The 13,866-nt window shown below is 66.1% G+C and carries 12 protein-coding genes; 3 read left to right on the top strand and 9 right to left on the bottom strand.

The annotated features are described in order from the left end of the window. Window positions 1–11: 11 nt before the first annotated feature. Entirely contained in the window at window positions 12–1,025 is a 1,014-nt protein-coding gene (gene hemB / locus IP91_RS24845; protein ID WP_145653101.1) for a porphobilinogen synthase, read from the top strand. A gap of 3 nt (window positions 1,026–1,028) precedes the next feature. Here the strand turns inward: hemB and IP91_RS24840 are convergent, their stop codons facing one another. Further along, window positions 1,029–1,946: a LysR family transcriptional regulator gene (locus tag IP91_RS24840; RefSeq protein ID WP_145653099.1), complete on the bottom strand. Its 918-nt coding sequence runs from the start codon at window positions 1,944–1,946 to the stop codon at window positions 1,029–1,031. 123 nt (window positions 1,947–2,069) lie between these two features. On the opposite strand from IP91_RS24840, the gene IP91_RS24835 reads away from it, so the two are divergent. Then, complete coding sequence (locus tag IP91_RS24835; RefSeq protein WP_145653097.1) at window positions 2,070–3,272, top strand: MFS transporter; 1,203 nt, start codon at window positions 2,070–2,072, stop codon at window positions 3,270–3,272. A gap of 5 nt (window positions 3,273–3,277) precedes the next feature. Here the strand turns inward: IP91_RS24835 and IP91_RS24830 are convergent, their stop codons facing one another. The 5 genes from IP91_RS24830 to IP91_RS24810 all read right to left on the bottom strand — a co-directional run bounded on the left by IP91_RS24830 (window position 3,278) and on the right by IP91_RS24810 (window position 11,022). After that, window positions 3,278–4,210, bottom strand: coding sequence for a hypothetical protein (locus IP91_RS24830; protein ID WP_229474952.1), 933 nt, complete (start codon window positions 4,208–4,210; stop codon window positions 3,278–3,280). Window positions 4,211–4,518: 308 nt separating this feature from the next. Beyond that, window positions 4,519–7,647, bottom strand: coding sequence for an efflux RND transporter permease subunit (locus IP91_RS24825; RefSeq protein ID WP_145653095.1), 3,129 nt, complete (start codon window positions 7,645–7,647; stop codon window positions 4,519–4,521). 13 nt (window positions 7,648–7,660) lie between these two features. Continuing rightward, complete coding sequence (locus IP91_RS24820; protein ID WP_145653093.1) at window positions 7,661–8,818, bottom strand: efflux RND transporter periplasmic adaptor subunit; 1,158 nt, start codon at window positions 8,816–8,818, stop codon at window positions 7,661–7,663. Between the two features lie 117 nt (window positions 8,819–8,935). Beyond that, on the bottom strand, window positions 8,936–10,270 hold the full coding sequence (locus IP91_RS24815; protein ID WP_145653195.1) for an ATP-binding protein: 1,335 nt from the start codon (window positions 10,268–10,270) through the stop codon (window positions 8,936–8,938). A 26-nt stretch (window positions 10,271–10,296) separates the two neighbouring features. Next, window positions 10,297–11,022, bottom strand: a complete 726-nt coding sequence (locus IP91_RS24810) for a response regulator (protein WP_145653091.1) — start codon at window positions 11,020–11,022, stop codon at window positions 10,297–10,299. Window positions 11,023–11,226: 204 nt separating this feature from the next. On the opposite strand from IP91_RS24810, the gene IP91_RS24805 reads away from it, so the two are divergent. After that, window positions 11,227–11,682, top strand: a complete 456-nt coding sequence (locus IP91_RS24805) for a Spy/CpxP family protein refolding chaperone (protein ID WP_145653089.1) — start codon at window positions 11,227–11,229, stop codon at window positions 11,680–11,682. Window positions 11,683–11,745: 63 nt separating this feature from the next. Here the strand turns inward: IP91_RS24805 and IP91_RS24800 are convergent, their stop codons facing one another. The 3 genes from IP91_RS24800 to IP91_RS24790 all read right to left on the bottom strand — a co-directional run bounded on the left by IP91_RS24800 (window position 11,746) and on the right by IP91_RS24790 (window position 13,813). Beyond that, window positions 11,746–12,210 carry a protein-disulfide reductase DsbD N-terminal domain-containing protein gene (locus IP91_RS24800; protein WP_145653087.1) on the bottom strand — a complete coding sequence of 155 codons (465 nt, stop codon included), beginning with the start codon at window positions 12,208–12,210 and terminating at the stop codon, window positions 11,746–11,748. Between the two features lie 94 nt (window positions 12,211–12,304). Continuing rightward, window positions 12,305–12,703, bottom strand: coding sequence for a 50S ribosomal protein L17 (rplQ, locus tag IP91_RS24795; protein WP_145653085.1), 399 nt, complete (start codon window positions 12,701–12,703; stop codon window positions 12,305–12,307). Between the two features lie 132 nt (window positions 12,704–12,835). Then, the gene (locus IP91_RS24790) at window positions 12,836–13,813 is read right to left on the bottom strand and encodes a DNA-directed RNA polymerase subunit alpha (RefSeq protein ID WP_137315746.1); all 978 of its coding nucleotides are present in this window, start codon (window positions 13,811–13,813) and stop codon (window positions 12,836–12,838) included. Window positions 13,814–13,866 lie beyond the last annotated feature (53 nt).

Here is a 13,866-nt window from a genome sequence, read left to right as displayed (position 1 = left end):
AAAGGAATAGCATGCACAGCCCCCACTTCTCCGCCCAGTTTCCCGCGATGCGCATGCGCCGCATGCGCCGCGATCCGTTCTCCCGCGCGCTGATGCGCGAGAACGTGGTCACGGCCGCCGACCTGATCTATCCGGTGTTCATCCTGGAAGGCACGAACCGCCGCGAAAGCGTGCTGTCGATGCCGGGCGTGGAACGCGTCTCCGTGGACCTGCTGCTGAAGGTGGCGGAAGAATGCGTGGGCCTGGGCATTCCCGTGCTGGCGCTGTTCCCCGTGATCGACACGGCGCTGAAAACACCGGACGGCATCGAGGCCACCAATCCGGCAGGCCTGGTGCCGCGCGCCGTGCGCGAACTGAAACAACGCTTCCCAGAGCTGGGCATCCTCACCGACGTGGCGCTCGACCCGTACACCAGCCACGGCCAGGATGGCCTGATCGACGAGCAGGGCTACGTCATCAACGACATCACCACCGACATGCTGGTGCGCCAGGCGCTGACGCAGGCCGATGCCGGCGTCGATGTCGTGGCCCCGTCGGACATGATGGACGGCCGCATCGGCGCGATCCGCGCGGCGCTGGAAGGCCGCGACCACATCCACACCCGCATCATGGCCTACTCGGCCAAGTACGCCTCGGCGTTCTACGGTCCGTTCCGCGATGCCGTGGGCTCCGCCGCCAACCTGGGCAAGGGCGACAAGAACCAGTACCAGATGGACCCCGCCAACAGCGACGAGGCGCTGCGCGAAGTGGCCGGCGACCTGCAGGAAGGCGCGGACATGGTGATGGTCAAGCCCGGCATGCCCTACCTGGACATCGTGCGCCGCGTGAAGGACGAGTTCAAGGTGCCCACCTTTGCCTACCAGGTCAGCGGCGAATACGCGATGATCAAGGCGGCCGCGCAGAACGGCTGGCTCGATCACGACAAGGTGATGATGGAATCGCTGATGGCGTTCAAGCGCGCCGGCGCCGATGGCGTGCTGACCTACTTCGCCATCGATATCGCGCGCAAGCTGAAGGGTCTGTAGGCTTCAGGCCTGCAGCCGGAGGTCGGGTTCGGCCTCCATCACTTCCCGGACCCATTCGGCAAACACGCGCAGCTTCGCCGCCGCCATCCGTCCCTGCGGGTACAGCAGCGAGACGGGCATCGGCACCGGCGGCGTCTCTTTGAACAGCTCCACCAGCGCGCCGCTCTCCAGGTGGCGGCGCACCTGGTAGGTGGCGGCCTGCGAGATGCCCAGTCCCTGCAGCGCGCACGTCACGTTGGCATCGGCATTGTTGATCGCGATGCGCCCTTTTACCTGGGCGTTCACCACCTCCCCGTTCACCACGAAATCCCAGTCGAACGGCCGCCCCGTGCGGCCCGAGAAATGCACGATGCCCTGGTGCTGCGCCAGCCCTTCGATGCTGGCCGGCGTGCCATGCTCGGCCAGATACGAAGGCGCGGCGCAGGTCACGAAGCGCATGCTGCCGACCTGCCTGCCGACCAGCGACGAATCCTGCAAGTCCCCGACCCGCAGCGTGCAGTCGATGCCCTCCTGCGTCAGGTCGACCAGGCGGTCCGTCACGCTGACCGTCAGCGCCAGCTCGGGCCAGCGGCGCGCGAACTCGCCCAGCCGCGGCAGGACCACGTTCTGGCCGACCGCGCCGGGCAGGTCGACGCGCAGCGTGCCGCGCGGTTTTGCCGCCGCGCCGCCGCGAAACGCCTCTTCCGAAGCCTCTACCGCATCGAGAATCTGCAGGCAGTGCGCGTGGTACTCGGCGCCATCCGGCGTGAGCGACAGGCGCCGCGTGGTCCGCTGCAGCAGCGTGGTGCCGAGATAGCTTTCCAGGTTCTGGATGGTGGCCGTCAGCGCCGCACGCGGCAGGCCCAGCGTTTCGGCCGCCTTGGTAAAGCTGTTGGCCTCGACGATGCGCACGAACACCTGCATGGCGCGGATCTTGTCCATTCTTGCCCCATTATTCAAGACTAATTGTACACATGATGTGAAAAGTATAGACCGATTATTGGTGGATTATCTTCCAGCGCAGGTTCCGTAGACTGGCCTCATTCCATCTTAGCGAGGCTCATCATGACGAACACCTCTTCCATCACCCCGGGCATGGTGCGGCTGCTGGCCGCCGCCGCCGGCCTGATCGTCGCCAACCTGTACTACGCGCAGACCCTCGTCGGCCCGATTGCCGCGGCCACCGGGCTGTCGGCCGATGCGGCCGGCCTCGTCGTCACGCTCACGCAGGTGGGCTATACGCTGGGCCTGCTGTTCATCGTGCCGCTGGGCGACCTGCTGGAGAACCGCCGGCTGGTCGTCACGCTGCTGGCCGTGACGGCGCTGGCGCTGGTGGCGGCCGCGCTGGCATCCACCGGCTGGGTGTTCCTGGCCGCGGCGCTGGCGATCGGGCTGTCGTCGGTGGCGGCGCAGATCCTGGTGCCGTTCGCGGCCCACCTGTCCAGCGAGGCGACGCGTGGCCTCACGGTCGGCAAGGTCGTCAGCGGCCTGCTGCTGGGCGTGATGCTGGCGCGGCCGGCGGCCAGCCTGATCGCCGACCACCTGGGCTGGCATGCCGTGTTCGGGATTGCCGCCGTGTTGGTGGCGGGCCTCGCGCTGGTGCTGCGGGCGAAGCTGCCGGAGCGCGTGCCCCATGAAAACACGACGTATCCGAAGCTGATCGGCTCGCTGTGGTCGCTGTTCGCCACCACGCCCGTGCTGCGCCGCCGCGCCGCCTACCATGCCGGCCTGTTCGGTTCGTTCAGCCTGTTCTGGACCGTCGTGCCGCTGGTGCTGGCCAGCCCCCTGTTCCACCTGTCGCAGACGGGCATCGCCGTCTTCGCGCTGGTGGGGATGGCCGGCGCCGTGGCCTCGCCGGTGGCCGGCAGGCTGGCCGATGCGGGTCACAGCCTGGTTGCAACGGCCGTCGCGCTGGGCCTGGGTGTGCTGGGGTTTGCGCTGCCGCTGCTGGCACCCGGTTCGCGGCCGGTGGCGCTGGGCCTGCTGGTGCTGGCGTCGATCGTGCTGGACATGGGCGTGGCCGCCAACCTGGTGCTGGGCCAGCGCGCCATCTTCAACCTGGGCGCGGCCGTGCGCAGCCGCCTGAACGGCCTGTACTTCGCCGTGTTCTTTGCCGGCGGCGCGCTGGGCTCGGCACTGGGTGCCTATGTGTACGCCCGCCACGGCTGGCACGCCGCGCTGCTGGCAGGGATGGCGATGCCGGCGGCCGCGCTGCTGTACTGGTGCGGCGAGGCGCTGGCGCCCGCCGCGGCACAGGAACGCGCCTGATCAGGTCAGCGACCCGCCGGGCGGATGTATTTCGGGAACATCTCCTGGATCAGGAAGGCGCGCAGCTGCGGTTCGTATTCCTTGCGCGCACTCATCTTGACCGTCTTGCCCAGCCGGTGCGACTCCCACTCGAAGTCGCCCGGCTTTTCCTTGCGGATCAGCTCGATCATCTTGGTGACGACGGCATTCTCGATATCGATCTCGCCGCCCAGTTCCACGTGCACCTGGGTCAGCCAGCGGCGCTTGAAGTTGCCGTTCCAGCCGCGGAATTTCAGGTCGGCGCCGCTGAACGACACGTTCTTCACGTCGAAGATGCCGCCGGAATCGTCCAGCTCGCCGGCCGCGTTGCGGCCCTGCGCGCCCATGATGTTGGCGACGGCGCGTGCCTTGGCTTTCGCGTCTTCGCTCTCGGCGGTGTCGCCCGGCGGGGTTTCCACGGCACCGCGGCGGCGGCGCGCTTCGGCTACCATCTGCGACATGTCCGTCACGTCGGGCGGCGGCGGCGTCAGCTGGGCCTGCACGGGCGGCGTGAAGGTTTCCTGCTTGCGCGGTTCCGTCACCGCCTCGCGGTTGGTGCGCGGCTGCGGCGCCGGCCGGGGCCGGGTCTTCGCGGCCTCCTTCGGCGGCGACTTGGTCGGGGTGGTCTTCTGCGGCGTCGGTTTCGTCGGTGTCGGCTGCTTCGGTGCCGGCGTGGGGGTTGGCGACGGCGGCGCGATCCACACCATCTCGCCTTCCTTGGCGGGCGGCTTGAGCTTGACGTAGACCTGGGGATTCATCAGCACCACCGCCAGCAGCAGCAGGTGCAGGCCGACGGCGATGGCGATGCCGGTGCGGTTGGGCTTGTTGCTGCCGTATTGCAGCCCATAGCCCGGCGGAAGGGACTGGCCGCAGGTAGGGCAGACGTCGTCGGGACCGTGGGAATGACTGAACTGGAGCAAGATAAACCGTTTTCTGTGCACAAACCGGCATTGCCGGGCCGAGGGAAGCTTACGCGAGCGCGCGGTTAACGGATGTTACCGTATGTATCCGGTTTTGGGCGCCGGCAACTTCCGCGCAGCACCGTTTTCAGGCCTGCTTAATGAACGGAAGGCATCGACCCGCGATTCGACTACCGCCGGGCTCGTGTCCATGGGTCAGGAAGGAGTGATGGCTTGCAAGCCATCACTGCATCGCAGGCGCGGAGCGGTGCTCCGTGAAACCCCTGCGCAGCCCCCCGACATGGACACGAGCTCGACTGTTGGCAGCCTCAATGCCCCGCGTTGACGGCCTTCAGCTCGACCTTCGGTGGATCCGGCGGCAGGTCGTGCAGCTCGGCGTCGTCCATCGGGCCGCTGCCGCTGTACTTGTCGAGGAACAGGTAGATGACGGGCGTGATGTACAGCGTGATGACCTGCGAGAAGATCAGCCCGCCGCAGACGGCCAGGCCCAGCGGCTGGCGCAGCTCGGCGCCGGCGCCCAGGCCCAGCGCGATGGGCAGCGCACCCATCAGGGCCGCCAGCGTCGTCATCAGGATCGGGCGGAAGCGCAGGATGCAGGCCTCGCGGATCGCCGCGGCCGGTGCCATGCCCCGCTCGCGCTGCGCCTGCAGGGCGAAGTCGATCATCATGATGGCGTTCTTCTTGACGATGCCGATCAGCATCAGGATGCCGATGATGGCGATCATCGTCAGGTCCATGTCGAAGATCCACAAGGTCAGCAGCGCACCCACGGCGGCCGATGGCAGGCCGGCCAGGATCGTCAGCGGGTGGATGAAGCTTTCGTACAGCACGCCCAGCAGCACGTAGATGACGGCCAGCGCGGCCACGATCAGCACCACCTGGCTGCTCTGCGAGCTCTGGAACACGGCCGCATCGCCGCCATAGTTGGTGATGATGGATGCCGGCAGGCCGAACTCCTGGCCCATCGCATCGATCTTTGCCGTGGCCTGGCCGAGCGGCACGCCGGGCGCCAGGTTGAACGCCAGCGTGATGGCCTGTAATTGCCCCTGGTGGTTGACAGCGGTCGGGCCGACGGTGCGCTCCACGGACGCAAAGCTGGACAGCTTCACCAGCTGCCCGGCCGCATTGCGCACCGAGACCTTGGTGAGCGCATCCTCGTAGCGCCGGTCCTCGTCGGCCGCTTCCAGGATCACGTAGTAGCTGGCGGCGGACGAATAGATCGTCGACACCTGCCGCTCGCCGAACGCCAGGTACAGGGCCGAGCGGATGTCGCCCAGCGCCACGCCCAGGTTGTTGGCCTTGTCGCGGTCCACCTTCAAGGTCGCCTGCAGGCCGCGCTGCTGCGAATCGCTGGTGACGTCGCGGAAGTCGCTGTCGGCGCGCATGCGCTCCAGGTAGCGTTCGGCCCATTCGTTCAGCGAATCGGCGCTGACCGACTGCAGCGTGTACTGGTAGCGGCTCTTCGACTGCCGCCCGCCCAGCTGCAGGTTCTGTACCGGCGACATGTAGACGGCCATGCCGGCCACCTGCCGCGTCGACTTGCGCAGCCCTTCCAGCACGTCGGACATCTTCTTGCGCTCGCTGCGCTCCTTCAGCACCACGAACATGCGGCCCGTGTTACCGCCGCCGGTGAACGACACCACGTCTTTCACGTTCGGATCGGCCTTGATGATGGCGGCCACGCGGTCCTGCATCTGCAGCATCGCGGCCGTCGAGATGTCTTCGGAAGCTTCCGTGTTCACGCGCAGCTGGCCGATGTCCTCCTCGGGGAAGAAGCCTTTCGGGATGGCCGTGTACATCACGACCGTCAGCGCGAACGTGCCGATCGCCGCGGCCAGCACCACGTAGCGGTGGCGCAGCGCGATGTCCAGCGTGCGTCCATAGCCGTTCTGCACGGCGCGGAAACCCCGCTCGAAATGGCGGCCGATGAAGGTGTCGTCGCCCGAGTGCTCGGTCGAATCGGCCGGCAGGAAGCGCGACGCCAGCATCGGCACGAGCGTGAGCGACACGGCGGCCGACACCAGCACGGCCAGCGCCACGATCACGGCGAATTCATGGAACATCAGTCCCATCACGCCGGGCATGAAGAAGATCGGAATGAACACGGCCACCAGCGATACCGAGATCGAAACGATCGTAAAACCCATCTCGCGCGAACCGACCAGCGCGGCCTGCAGCGGCTTCATGCCATGCTCGATGTGGCGCACGATATTTTCCAGCACGACGATGGCATCGTCCACGACCAGGCCCACGGCCAGCGTGATGCCCAGCAGCGAGACGTTGTCCAGGCTGTAGCCGAATGCGTACAGCAGCGCCAGGGCGCCCAGCAGCGAGATGGGCATCGTGATCGCGGGGATGAACGTGGCGGCCGCGCGGCGCAGGAACAGGAAGATCACCAGCACCACCAGCACCACGGTCAGGCCGAGGGTCAGGTTCACGTCATGCAGCGCTTCGCGGATGGACAGCGAACGGTCGTTGACGAGGCTGATGTTGATCGACTCCGGCAGCTGCGACCTGAAGCGCGGCAGCAGCGCCTTCACGCCGTCCACCACCTGCACCGTATTCGCATCGGGCTGGCGCTGCACCAGCAGCACGATGGCCCGTTCGCCGTTGTAGCTGCCGAACGACTTGATCGACTGGAAGCTGTCCTCGACGGTGGCGACATCCTTCAGGCGCACCGGTTCGCCGTTGCGGGTGGCGATGATCAGGTCGCGGTATTCGGCCGCGTTCATCAGCTGCGGGTTGCCCTGGATGGTCAGCGTCTGGTCCGGGCCATCGAGCACGCCCAATGGCGTGTTGGCGTTGGCGCTTTTCACGGCCGTCTGCACGTCGGCCAGCGTAAGGTTGCGGGCGTTCAGCAGGTCGGACTTGGCGCGGATGCGCACGGCAAAACGCTTCTGGCCGTTGACGGTGACCTGCGCCACGCCGGGCAAGGTGGACAGGCTCGGCGCGATCAGGTTTTCCGCGTAGTCGTTCAGTTCGGAGAGCGACAGCGACGGCGAATTCATCGCCATGAACAGCACCGGCGCATCGGCCGGATTGATCTTGCGGTAGGACGGCAGGTCCGTCATTTCCTGCGGCAGCTGGCGCTGGGCGCGCAGCAGTGCCGCCTGCACGTCCACGGCGGCCTCGTTGACGTTGATGCTGGGGTCGAACTCCAGGGTCAGCGAGGTATTGCCCTGCGTGCTCGTGGAGGTGATGAGCGTCAGGCCGGCGATGGTCGAGAACTGCTTCTCCAGCGGCAGCGCCACGGACGATGCCATCGTCTCGGGACTGGCACCGGCCAGGTCGGCCGAGACGTTGATGACGGGCGTGTTATAGCTGGGCAGCGCGGCGACGGGGATCTTCAGGTAGGCCAGCACGCCGGCGAAGATCAGCGACAGCGACAGCAGCACCACCATCACGGGGCGCCGGATCGAGAGTTCGGACACGTTCATTGTTCACTCCCGTTCATTCCACGCCCTTGGGCGTTTCCTGCCCCGCCAGGCGGGCATCGGCGACGCGCACCTTGCCGCCCGGGCGGAGGTTCTGCTTGCCTTCGACGATGATCTTTTCCGTGCCCTGCAGGCCACGCACCACGGCATCGGCGCCGAAGCCGTGCACGCGCTCCACGTTGGCCACCTTGGCCGTGTTGTCGGCGCCCAGCACGTACACGAAGGTGCCCCGCGTGTTGTTGATGATGGCGTTCTGCGGCACGACGACCGCATCCTTCAGCGTCTGCACCGTCAGGGCCGTGTTCACGTACTGGCCCGGCCACAGCCGCGTGTCCTTGTTGGAGAACTGCGCCTTGACGCGGATGACGCCGGCCTGCGGATCGACCGTATTGTCGATGAACGACAGCTGGCCCTCGATCGGCGTGGTGGAATTGTTCTGGAAGGCCTGCACGGGCACCTTGCCGGCGCGCTGGGCGTCCAGCAGCGCGGCCAGCTGTGATTCCGGCACCGTGAACGCCACGTTGATGGGGTCGAGCTGCGTGACGGTCGTGAGCGACGTGGTCAGCTGCACCAGGCTGCCCGGGTAGACGTTGATGGCGCCCACGCGGCCCGTCAGCGGCGCGCGGATCGACGTGTAGCTCTGGTCCACCTTCACGGCGCGCGCGGCGGCGATATCGGATTCGAGCAGCGCGCGCGCCGCGTCCACCTGGCTCTTCAGCGTATCGACGGCGCCCTGGGCGACGAATTTCTGTGCCAGCAGGTCCATGCTGCGCTGGTACTGGCGTTCGATGTCGGCCAGGCTGGCACGGTCGCGCGCCACCTGTGCCTCGGCCTTTTCCAGGTTGGCCGACTCGCTGCGGTTATCCAGGGAGAACATCAACTCGCCTTCCCGGACGAACTGGCCTTCCTTCACATGCACCTTGACGATCGTGCTGGTGGTCTGCGGGTGCAGGTCGACGGTGCTGATCGGGCTGACGGTACCGTTGGCCTGCAGCGTGACAGGCACGTCCTGCCGCTTCGGCGCCACCACGTTGACGGTGGTCGGCCCCTGCGGCCGGTTGCCGCCCTTGCCTTCCGCGTGCTTCTCTCCCTGCGGCGCATGCGTGACATGCCATGCGCCGGCTCCCGCGGCGATGGCCGCGACGAGCAGTACTCCCTTGGTGGTGTTTTTCATTTTCTTTTTTATATGACTGATGTGGTTCCGTCGAACAGCTGGGCTGCACGGAGCCCAGCTGAACAGTTGCCCGGCGGCATTGACCGATTATTGTCTCATCAAATCGCTACGGCTTGATTACTTCCCTGCGTAAAATTCCGGCAGCGTGAGCACCGCTTCCAGGCCGCCGCCCTCGCCATTGGCCAGGCTGAGGGTGGCGCCATGCTGCTCGGCGATGTTGCGTGCAATCGTCAGTCCGAGTCCCGTGCCGCCGGAAGCGCGGGAGCGCGATGTCTCCAGCCGGAAGAACGGCTCGAACACGCGGCCCAGCTGGTCCGCCGGGATGCCCGGGCCCTCGTCGCGGATGCGGATGCGCGCCGCACCGGCCAGCCGCTCCACCGTCACGTGGGCTTTCTGGCCGTACTTCACGGCGTTGTCGATCAGGTTCACCAGGCAGCGCTGCACATCGAGCGGACGGCCCAGCAGGGCCATGCCGGCACGGCCCTTCAGCTCGACGCTCTGGCCAGCATCGATGGCATCGGCGCACACGCTGTCGAGCAGCGCATCCAGGTCCAGCTTCTGCATCGTGCCGCCCTTGTCCATGCTGCGCGCCAGGTCGAGCCCTTCGCGGATCATCTGCTGCATGGCCGACAGGTCGCCGATCAGCTTCTGCTGCAGGTCGGCGTCGTTCACCTTTTCCAGGCGCAGGCGCAGGCGGGTCAGCGGCGTCTGCAGGTCGTGCGTGATGGCGGCCAGCATCTCGGTACGCTGGGCGATGTACTGGCGGATGCGCGCCTGCATCGCATTGAACGCGGCGCTGGCCTGGCGGATCTCGGCGGCGCCGGCCAGCGTCAGCGGCGGACGGTTGATGTCGTTGCCCAGGTCCTTCGCGGCCTGCGCCAGCTGCCGCATCGGCCGCACCACCATGCGCGTGACGAGGTAGGCCAGCACGGCGATGCACAGCAGGAAAGGCACGAACACGGCGTATTCGTTGTGGCCCGGGGGCGGCGCCGAGCGCGATGGCAGCACCGACAGCTTCAGCACCTGGCCGTCCGTCATGACGATCTTGGCGGACTCGCACACGCCGCGCAGCTGGACCGGGCGCAGCAGGCCGATCTGCCGCGGCGGCTGGTTGCACTGCTCGGGACGCTCGGCCAGCGGCAGCACCTTGAAATCGGCCGGCAGCCGCCCGACGAGCGCGGTGGTGAATTCGGTGGCGGGATGCGCCGCGTCGTTCGCGTCCGCGGCAATCTGCAGCTGCACGCTGCCCTTGCTGGCCACGGCCAGGTACTGGGCGCGCGACTCGGGCCGCACGACATCGGCCGTCTCGATGATCTGCTCGGCGCGTTCGAGCACATGGAACAGGCGGTACCGTTCCAGCGTGCGCTGGCGTTCGTTGACGGCCAGCCACTGCGTCAGCGTGGCGGAGGCGACGATGCCGATCATCAGGACGAGGAACACCCGCCCCGTCATCGATGTCACGAAGGTCTTGAAGGTGTTCACGCGCGGGGTTCGACGGACACGCTGCCGGCCAGCACGTAGCCGCCATTGCGCACGGTCTTGATGATCTGCGGCACGCGGGCATCCTCGCCCAGCTTCTGGCGCAGGCGGCTGATCTGGATGTCGATCGAGCGGTCGAACGGATCGGCATCGCGGCCCTGCGTGAGGTTCAGCAGCTGGTCGCGGTTCAGCACGCGGTTCGGGTGTTCCAGGAACACCTTCAGCAGGCGGAACTCGGCGCCGGACAGCATGATGACCACGCCATCGGGATCGAGCAGGTGGCGGGCCGTCAGGTCCAGCGTCCAGTTCGAGAAGCGGATCTGCGCGGCCTTGTCGACGCCGCCGGACGGCATGGCATTGCTGCGCCGCAGGACGCTGCGGATGCGCGCCAGCAGCTCGCGCGGCTCGAACGGCTTCGGCAGGTAATCGTCCGCGCCCATCTCCAGGCCGAGGATGCGGTCCAGCGGCTCGCTGCGCGCCGTCAGCATGATGACCGGCAGGTTCGAGTGGGCGCGCAGCTTGCGGCACAGCGTGAGGCCGTCGTCGCCCGGCATGTTCAGGTCAAGCACGATCAGGTCCGGCTTCGTTTCGTCCAGCAGCTTCCACATCGCGGTGCCATCGGCCGCGCCGTGCGTGCGGTAGCCGTTGGTTTCCAGGTATTCCGCCAGCAAGGTGCGGATATCGCGATCGTCGTCGACGATCAGAATGCTAGGTGTAGGCTCCATCCCCCGATTATCCCCACTTCGCCACGCGAAGACCAACGGCTGTTTGTATCGTCTTGTATATCGCGTAAGCACTTACCACGTGCGACGCAATCCAACATGCCGATACAAAACGGGCCGCTGCCGACACGTCGCGGAAACATCGGGTTGAGAGGATGTGGTCGTGCGGTGCCTTTGCACATCCCCCAACACTGAAGGAGTACTGAAATGAACGTTCTGCGTAAATCTTTCGTCATCGGCATGACCGTCATCGGCATGGGTGCGGCAGCGCTGTCCGCACAGGCCCAGGAAACCCCGAAGCCGCGCACCCATGCCTACGCCGCCACCAAGTTCGACGGCGCCCAGCGCATGCAGGCACGCCAGCAGAAGCTGCATGACGCGCTGAAGCTGACCGCGCAGCAGGAAAGCGCATGGCAGACCTATCTGGCAGCGACGAAGCGTGAGCCGCGCGTCGGCCGCGCCGAGCACGTCGCATACAAGGAACTGACGGCGCCGCAGCGGCTGGAGAAATCCATCGCGTTCTCGAAGGCGCGCATCGAGCGCCAGGAAAAGCACCTGGCCGCGCTGAATACCTTCTACTCGGCACTGACGCCCGACCAGCAGAAGATCTTCGACCTGGCCGGCGGCGGCGACCGTCCGCATGGTTTCCGTCACCGCGGCTGATCTCCAGGCAGCGTGATGTTAGAAAAGGACGGCTTGCCGTCCTTTTTTTGCGTGCGTGGTCGCTCAGCGCGCGGCAGGCAGTCCGAACTTGTTGCGCGGTGCACTCTCGCCCGTTGCCGACAGCTGCACCGTCACCGTCTGCGGCGCGTAGCACAGGCCCTTGTCGGCGCAGCCCTGGCCCGTGGCCGCCAGCGTGTACTGGCCGCCCGCTTTCACCGGCACGCGGATCGTCACCTTGTGGCGGTACATCTCCACTTCCTTGTTGAACGTCTCGTCGAACTTCATCTTGCCCGGCGGGATGTGCGGGGCACCCAGCTGCGCGCTGTCCGCCTTGAAGGCGAAGCGTTCCCGGTACATGTAGTAGCCCTCGGCGATCGTCCAGGTGGCTTCCAGCGTGTTCGCATCGGCCATGCGGGCAGAGAAGCGGAAGGCGGCCTGCGGGTCGAGGAAGTCGTCGACCGCGCCGGCGGAGGACGCCAGCGAGCACAGGACGAGGGGAAGGACGAGGGTGCGGGACAGGAAGGACATGCGGCGGTCCGATGGTGGGGAGGACGCCATGGTACAGCGGAACGGGGGCAAAGAAAAAGCCGGGCAAGCCCGGCTTTTTCATCCAGCGCGAAGATTACTCTTCGGCGGTCGGTGCAGCGTCGACATCCGATGGGTCCGGACGGTCCAGCAGCTCGATGTAGGCCATCGGCGCGTTGTCGCCAACGCGGAAGCCCATCTTCAGGATGCGCAGGTAGCCGCCGTTGCGGTTGGCGTAACGCGGGCCCAGTTCCGCGAACAGCTTCAGAACCATTTCGCGGTCACGCAGGCGGGCGAATGCCAGGCGCTTGTTGGCCAGGGTGTCGGTCTTGCCCAGGGTCAGGATCGGTTCCACGACGCGGCGCAGTTCCTTTGCCTTCGGGACGGTGGTCTTGATCGCTTCGTGACGCAGCAGCGAAACAGTCATGTTGCGCAGCATTGCCAGACGGTGGGACGAGGTACGGTTCAGTTTACGAAGGCCGTGACGGTGACGCATGGTACTTCCTTTCAAAGGTGTTTAAATCCGAACTCTTCGATCGCCAGGCGTCTGTATCAACAGGACCGGGCGCGGGTCGGTTACTAAAGTTAAATCGTCCGGCACGACATGCGCCGGACGGGTACGACAGGATTACTTCTCGAGGCCGGCAGGCGGCCAGTTTTCCAGCTTCATGCCGAGGGTCAGGCCGCGCGATGCCAGCACTTCCTTGATCTCGTTCAGGGACTTGCGGCCCAGGTTCGGCGTCTTCAGCAGCTCGTTTTCCGAACGCTGGATCAGGTCGCCGATGTAGTAGATGTTTTCGGCTTTCAGGCAGTTTGCCGAACGCACCGTCAGCTCCAGGTCGTCGACCGGACGCAGCAGGATCGGGTCGACCAGCGGCGCACGCGACGGTGCTTCGGCAGTCGCTTCCGTGCCTTCCAGCGCGGCGAACACGTTCAGCTGGTCGACCAGCACGCGGGCCGATTGACGGATCGCTTCTTCCGGCGTGATCACGCCGTTCGTTTCGATGTTGATGATCAGCTTGTCCAGGTCGGTACGCTGTTCGACGCGGGCCGATTCCACGGAGTACGACACGCGGCGCACTGGCGAGAACGAAGCGTCCAGGATGATGCGGCCGATCGTCTTGTTGGTGTCTTCCGACAGGCGGCGGACGTTGCCCGGCACGTAGCCACGGCCTTTTTCGACCTTGATCTGCATGTCCAGCTTGCCACCGGCGGTCAGGTGAGCGATCACGTGATCCGGGTTGATCAGCTCGACATCGTGCGGCAGGTCGATATCCGATGCCAGCACGGCGCCTTCGCCTTCCTTCTTCAGGGTCAGCGTGACGGAGTCGCGGTTGTGGACCTTGAAGACCACACCCTTCAGGTTCAGCAGCAGGTCAACGACGTCTTCCTGCACGCCGTCCAGCGACGAGTATTCATGCACGACGCCAGCGATGGTGACTTCGGTCGGCGCGTAGCCGATCATCGACGACAGCAGCACGCGACGCAGGGCGTTGCCCAGCGTGTGGCCGTAGCCGCGCTCGAACGGTTCCATCACGACCTTGGCGTGACCGGCACCCAGCGCTTCGACATCGATGATACGTGGCTTCAACAAACTGTTTTGCATTGCAATGTCCTTTTCATTACCCTCGGCTCGTTACACCGATAAGGCTGATGGCA

Origin of the sequence: Pseudoduganella lurida (assembly GCF_007830455.1) — a bacterium.
Lineage (GTDB): Bacteria > Pseudomonadota > Gammaproteobacteria > Burkholderiales > Burkholderiaceae_D > Rugamonas > Rugamonas lurida.
Note: the sequence above shows the minus strand (reverse complement) of the source record. Positions and strands in the feature narration are given on the sequence as shown.

Bases quoted from the DNA above. Each gene is read 5' to 3' on its own strand.
- rplQ (WP_145653085.1), bottom strand. From the start codon at position 12,703: ATGCGTCACCGTCACGGCCTTCGTAAACTGAACCGTACCTCGTCCCAC.
- IP91_RS24835 (WP_145653097.1), top strand. From the start codon at position 2,070: ATGACGAACACCTCTTCCATCACCCCGGGCATGGTGCGGCTGCTGGCC.
- IP91_RS24825 (WP_145653095.1), bottom strand. From the start codon at position 7,647: ATGAACGTGTCCGAACTCTCGATCCGGCGCCCCGTGATGGTGGTGCTG.
- IP91_RS24800 (WP_145653087.1), bottom strand. From the start codon at position 12,210: ATGTCCTTCCTGTCCCGCACCCTCGTCCTTCCCCTCGTCCTGTGCTCG.
- IP91_RS24840 (WP_145653099.1), bottom strand. From the start codon at position 1,946: ATGGACAAGATCCGCGCCATGCAGGTGTTCGTGCGCATCGTCGAGGCC.
- IP91_RS24805 (WP_145653089.1), top strand. From the start codon at position 11,227: ATGAACGTTCTGCGTAAATCTTTCGTCATCGGCATGACCGTCATCGGC.
- IP91_RS24810 (WP_145653091.1), bottom strand. From the start codon at position 11,022: ATGGAGCCTACACCTAGCATTCTGATCGTCGACGACGATCGCGATATC.
- hemB (WP_145653101.1), top strand. From the start codon at position 12: ATGCACAGCCCCCACTTCTCCGCCCAGTTTCCCGCGATGCGCATGCGC.
- IP91_RS24815 (WP_145653195.1), bottom strand. From the start codon at position 10,270: ATGACGGGGCGGGTGTTCCTCGTCCTGATGATCGGCATCGTCGCCTCC.
- IP91_RS24820 (WP_145653093.1), bottom strand. From the start codon at position 8,818: ATGAAAAACACCACCAAGGGAGTACTGCTCGTCGCGGCCATCGCCGCG.
- IP91_RS24790 (WP_137315746.1), bottom strand. From the start codon at position 13,813: ATGCAAAACAGTTTGTTGAAGCCACGTATCATCGATGTCGAAGCGCTG.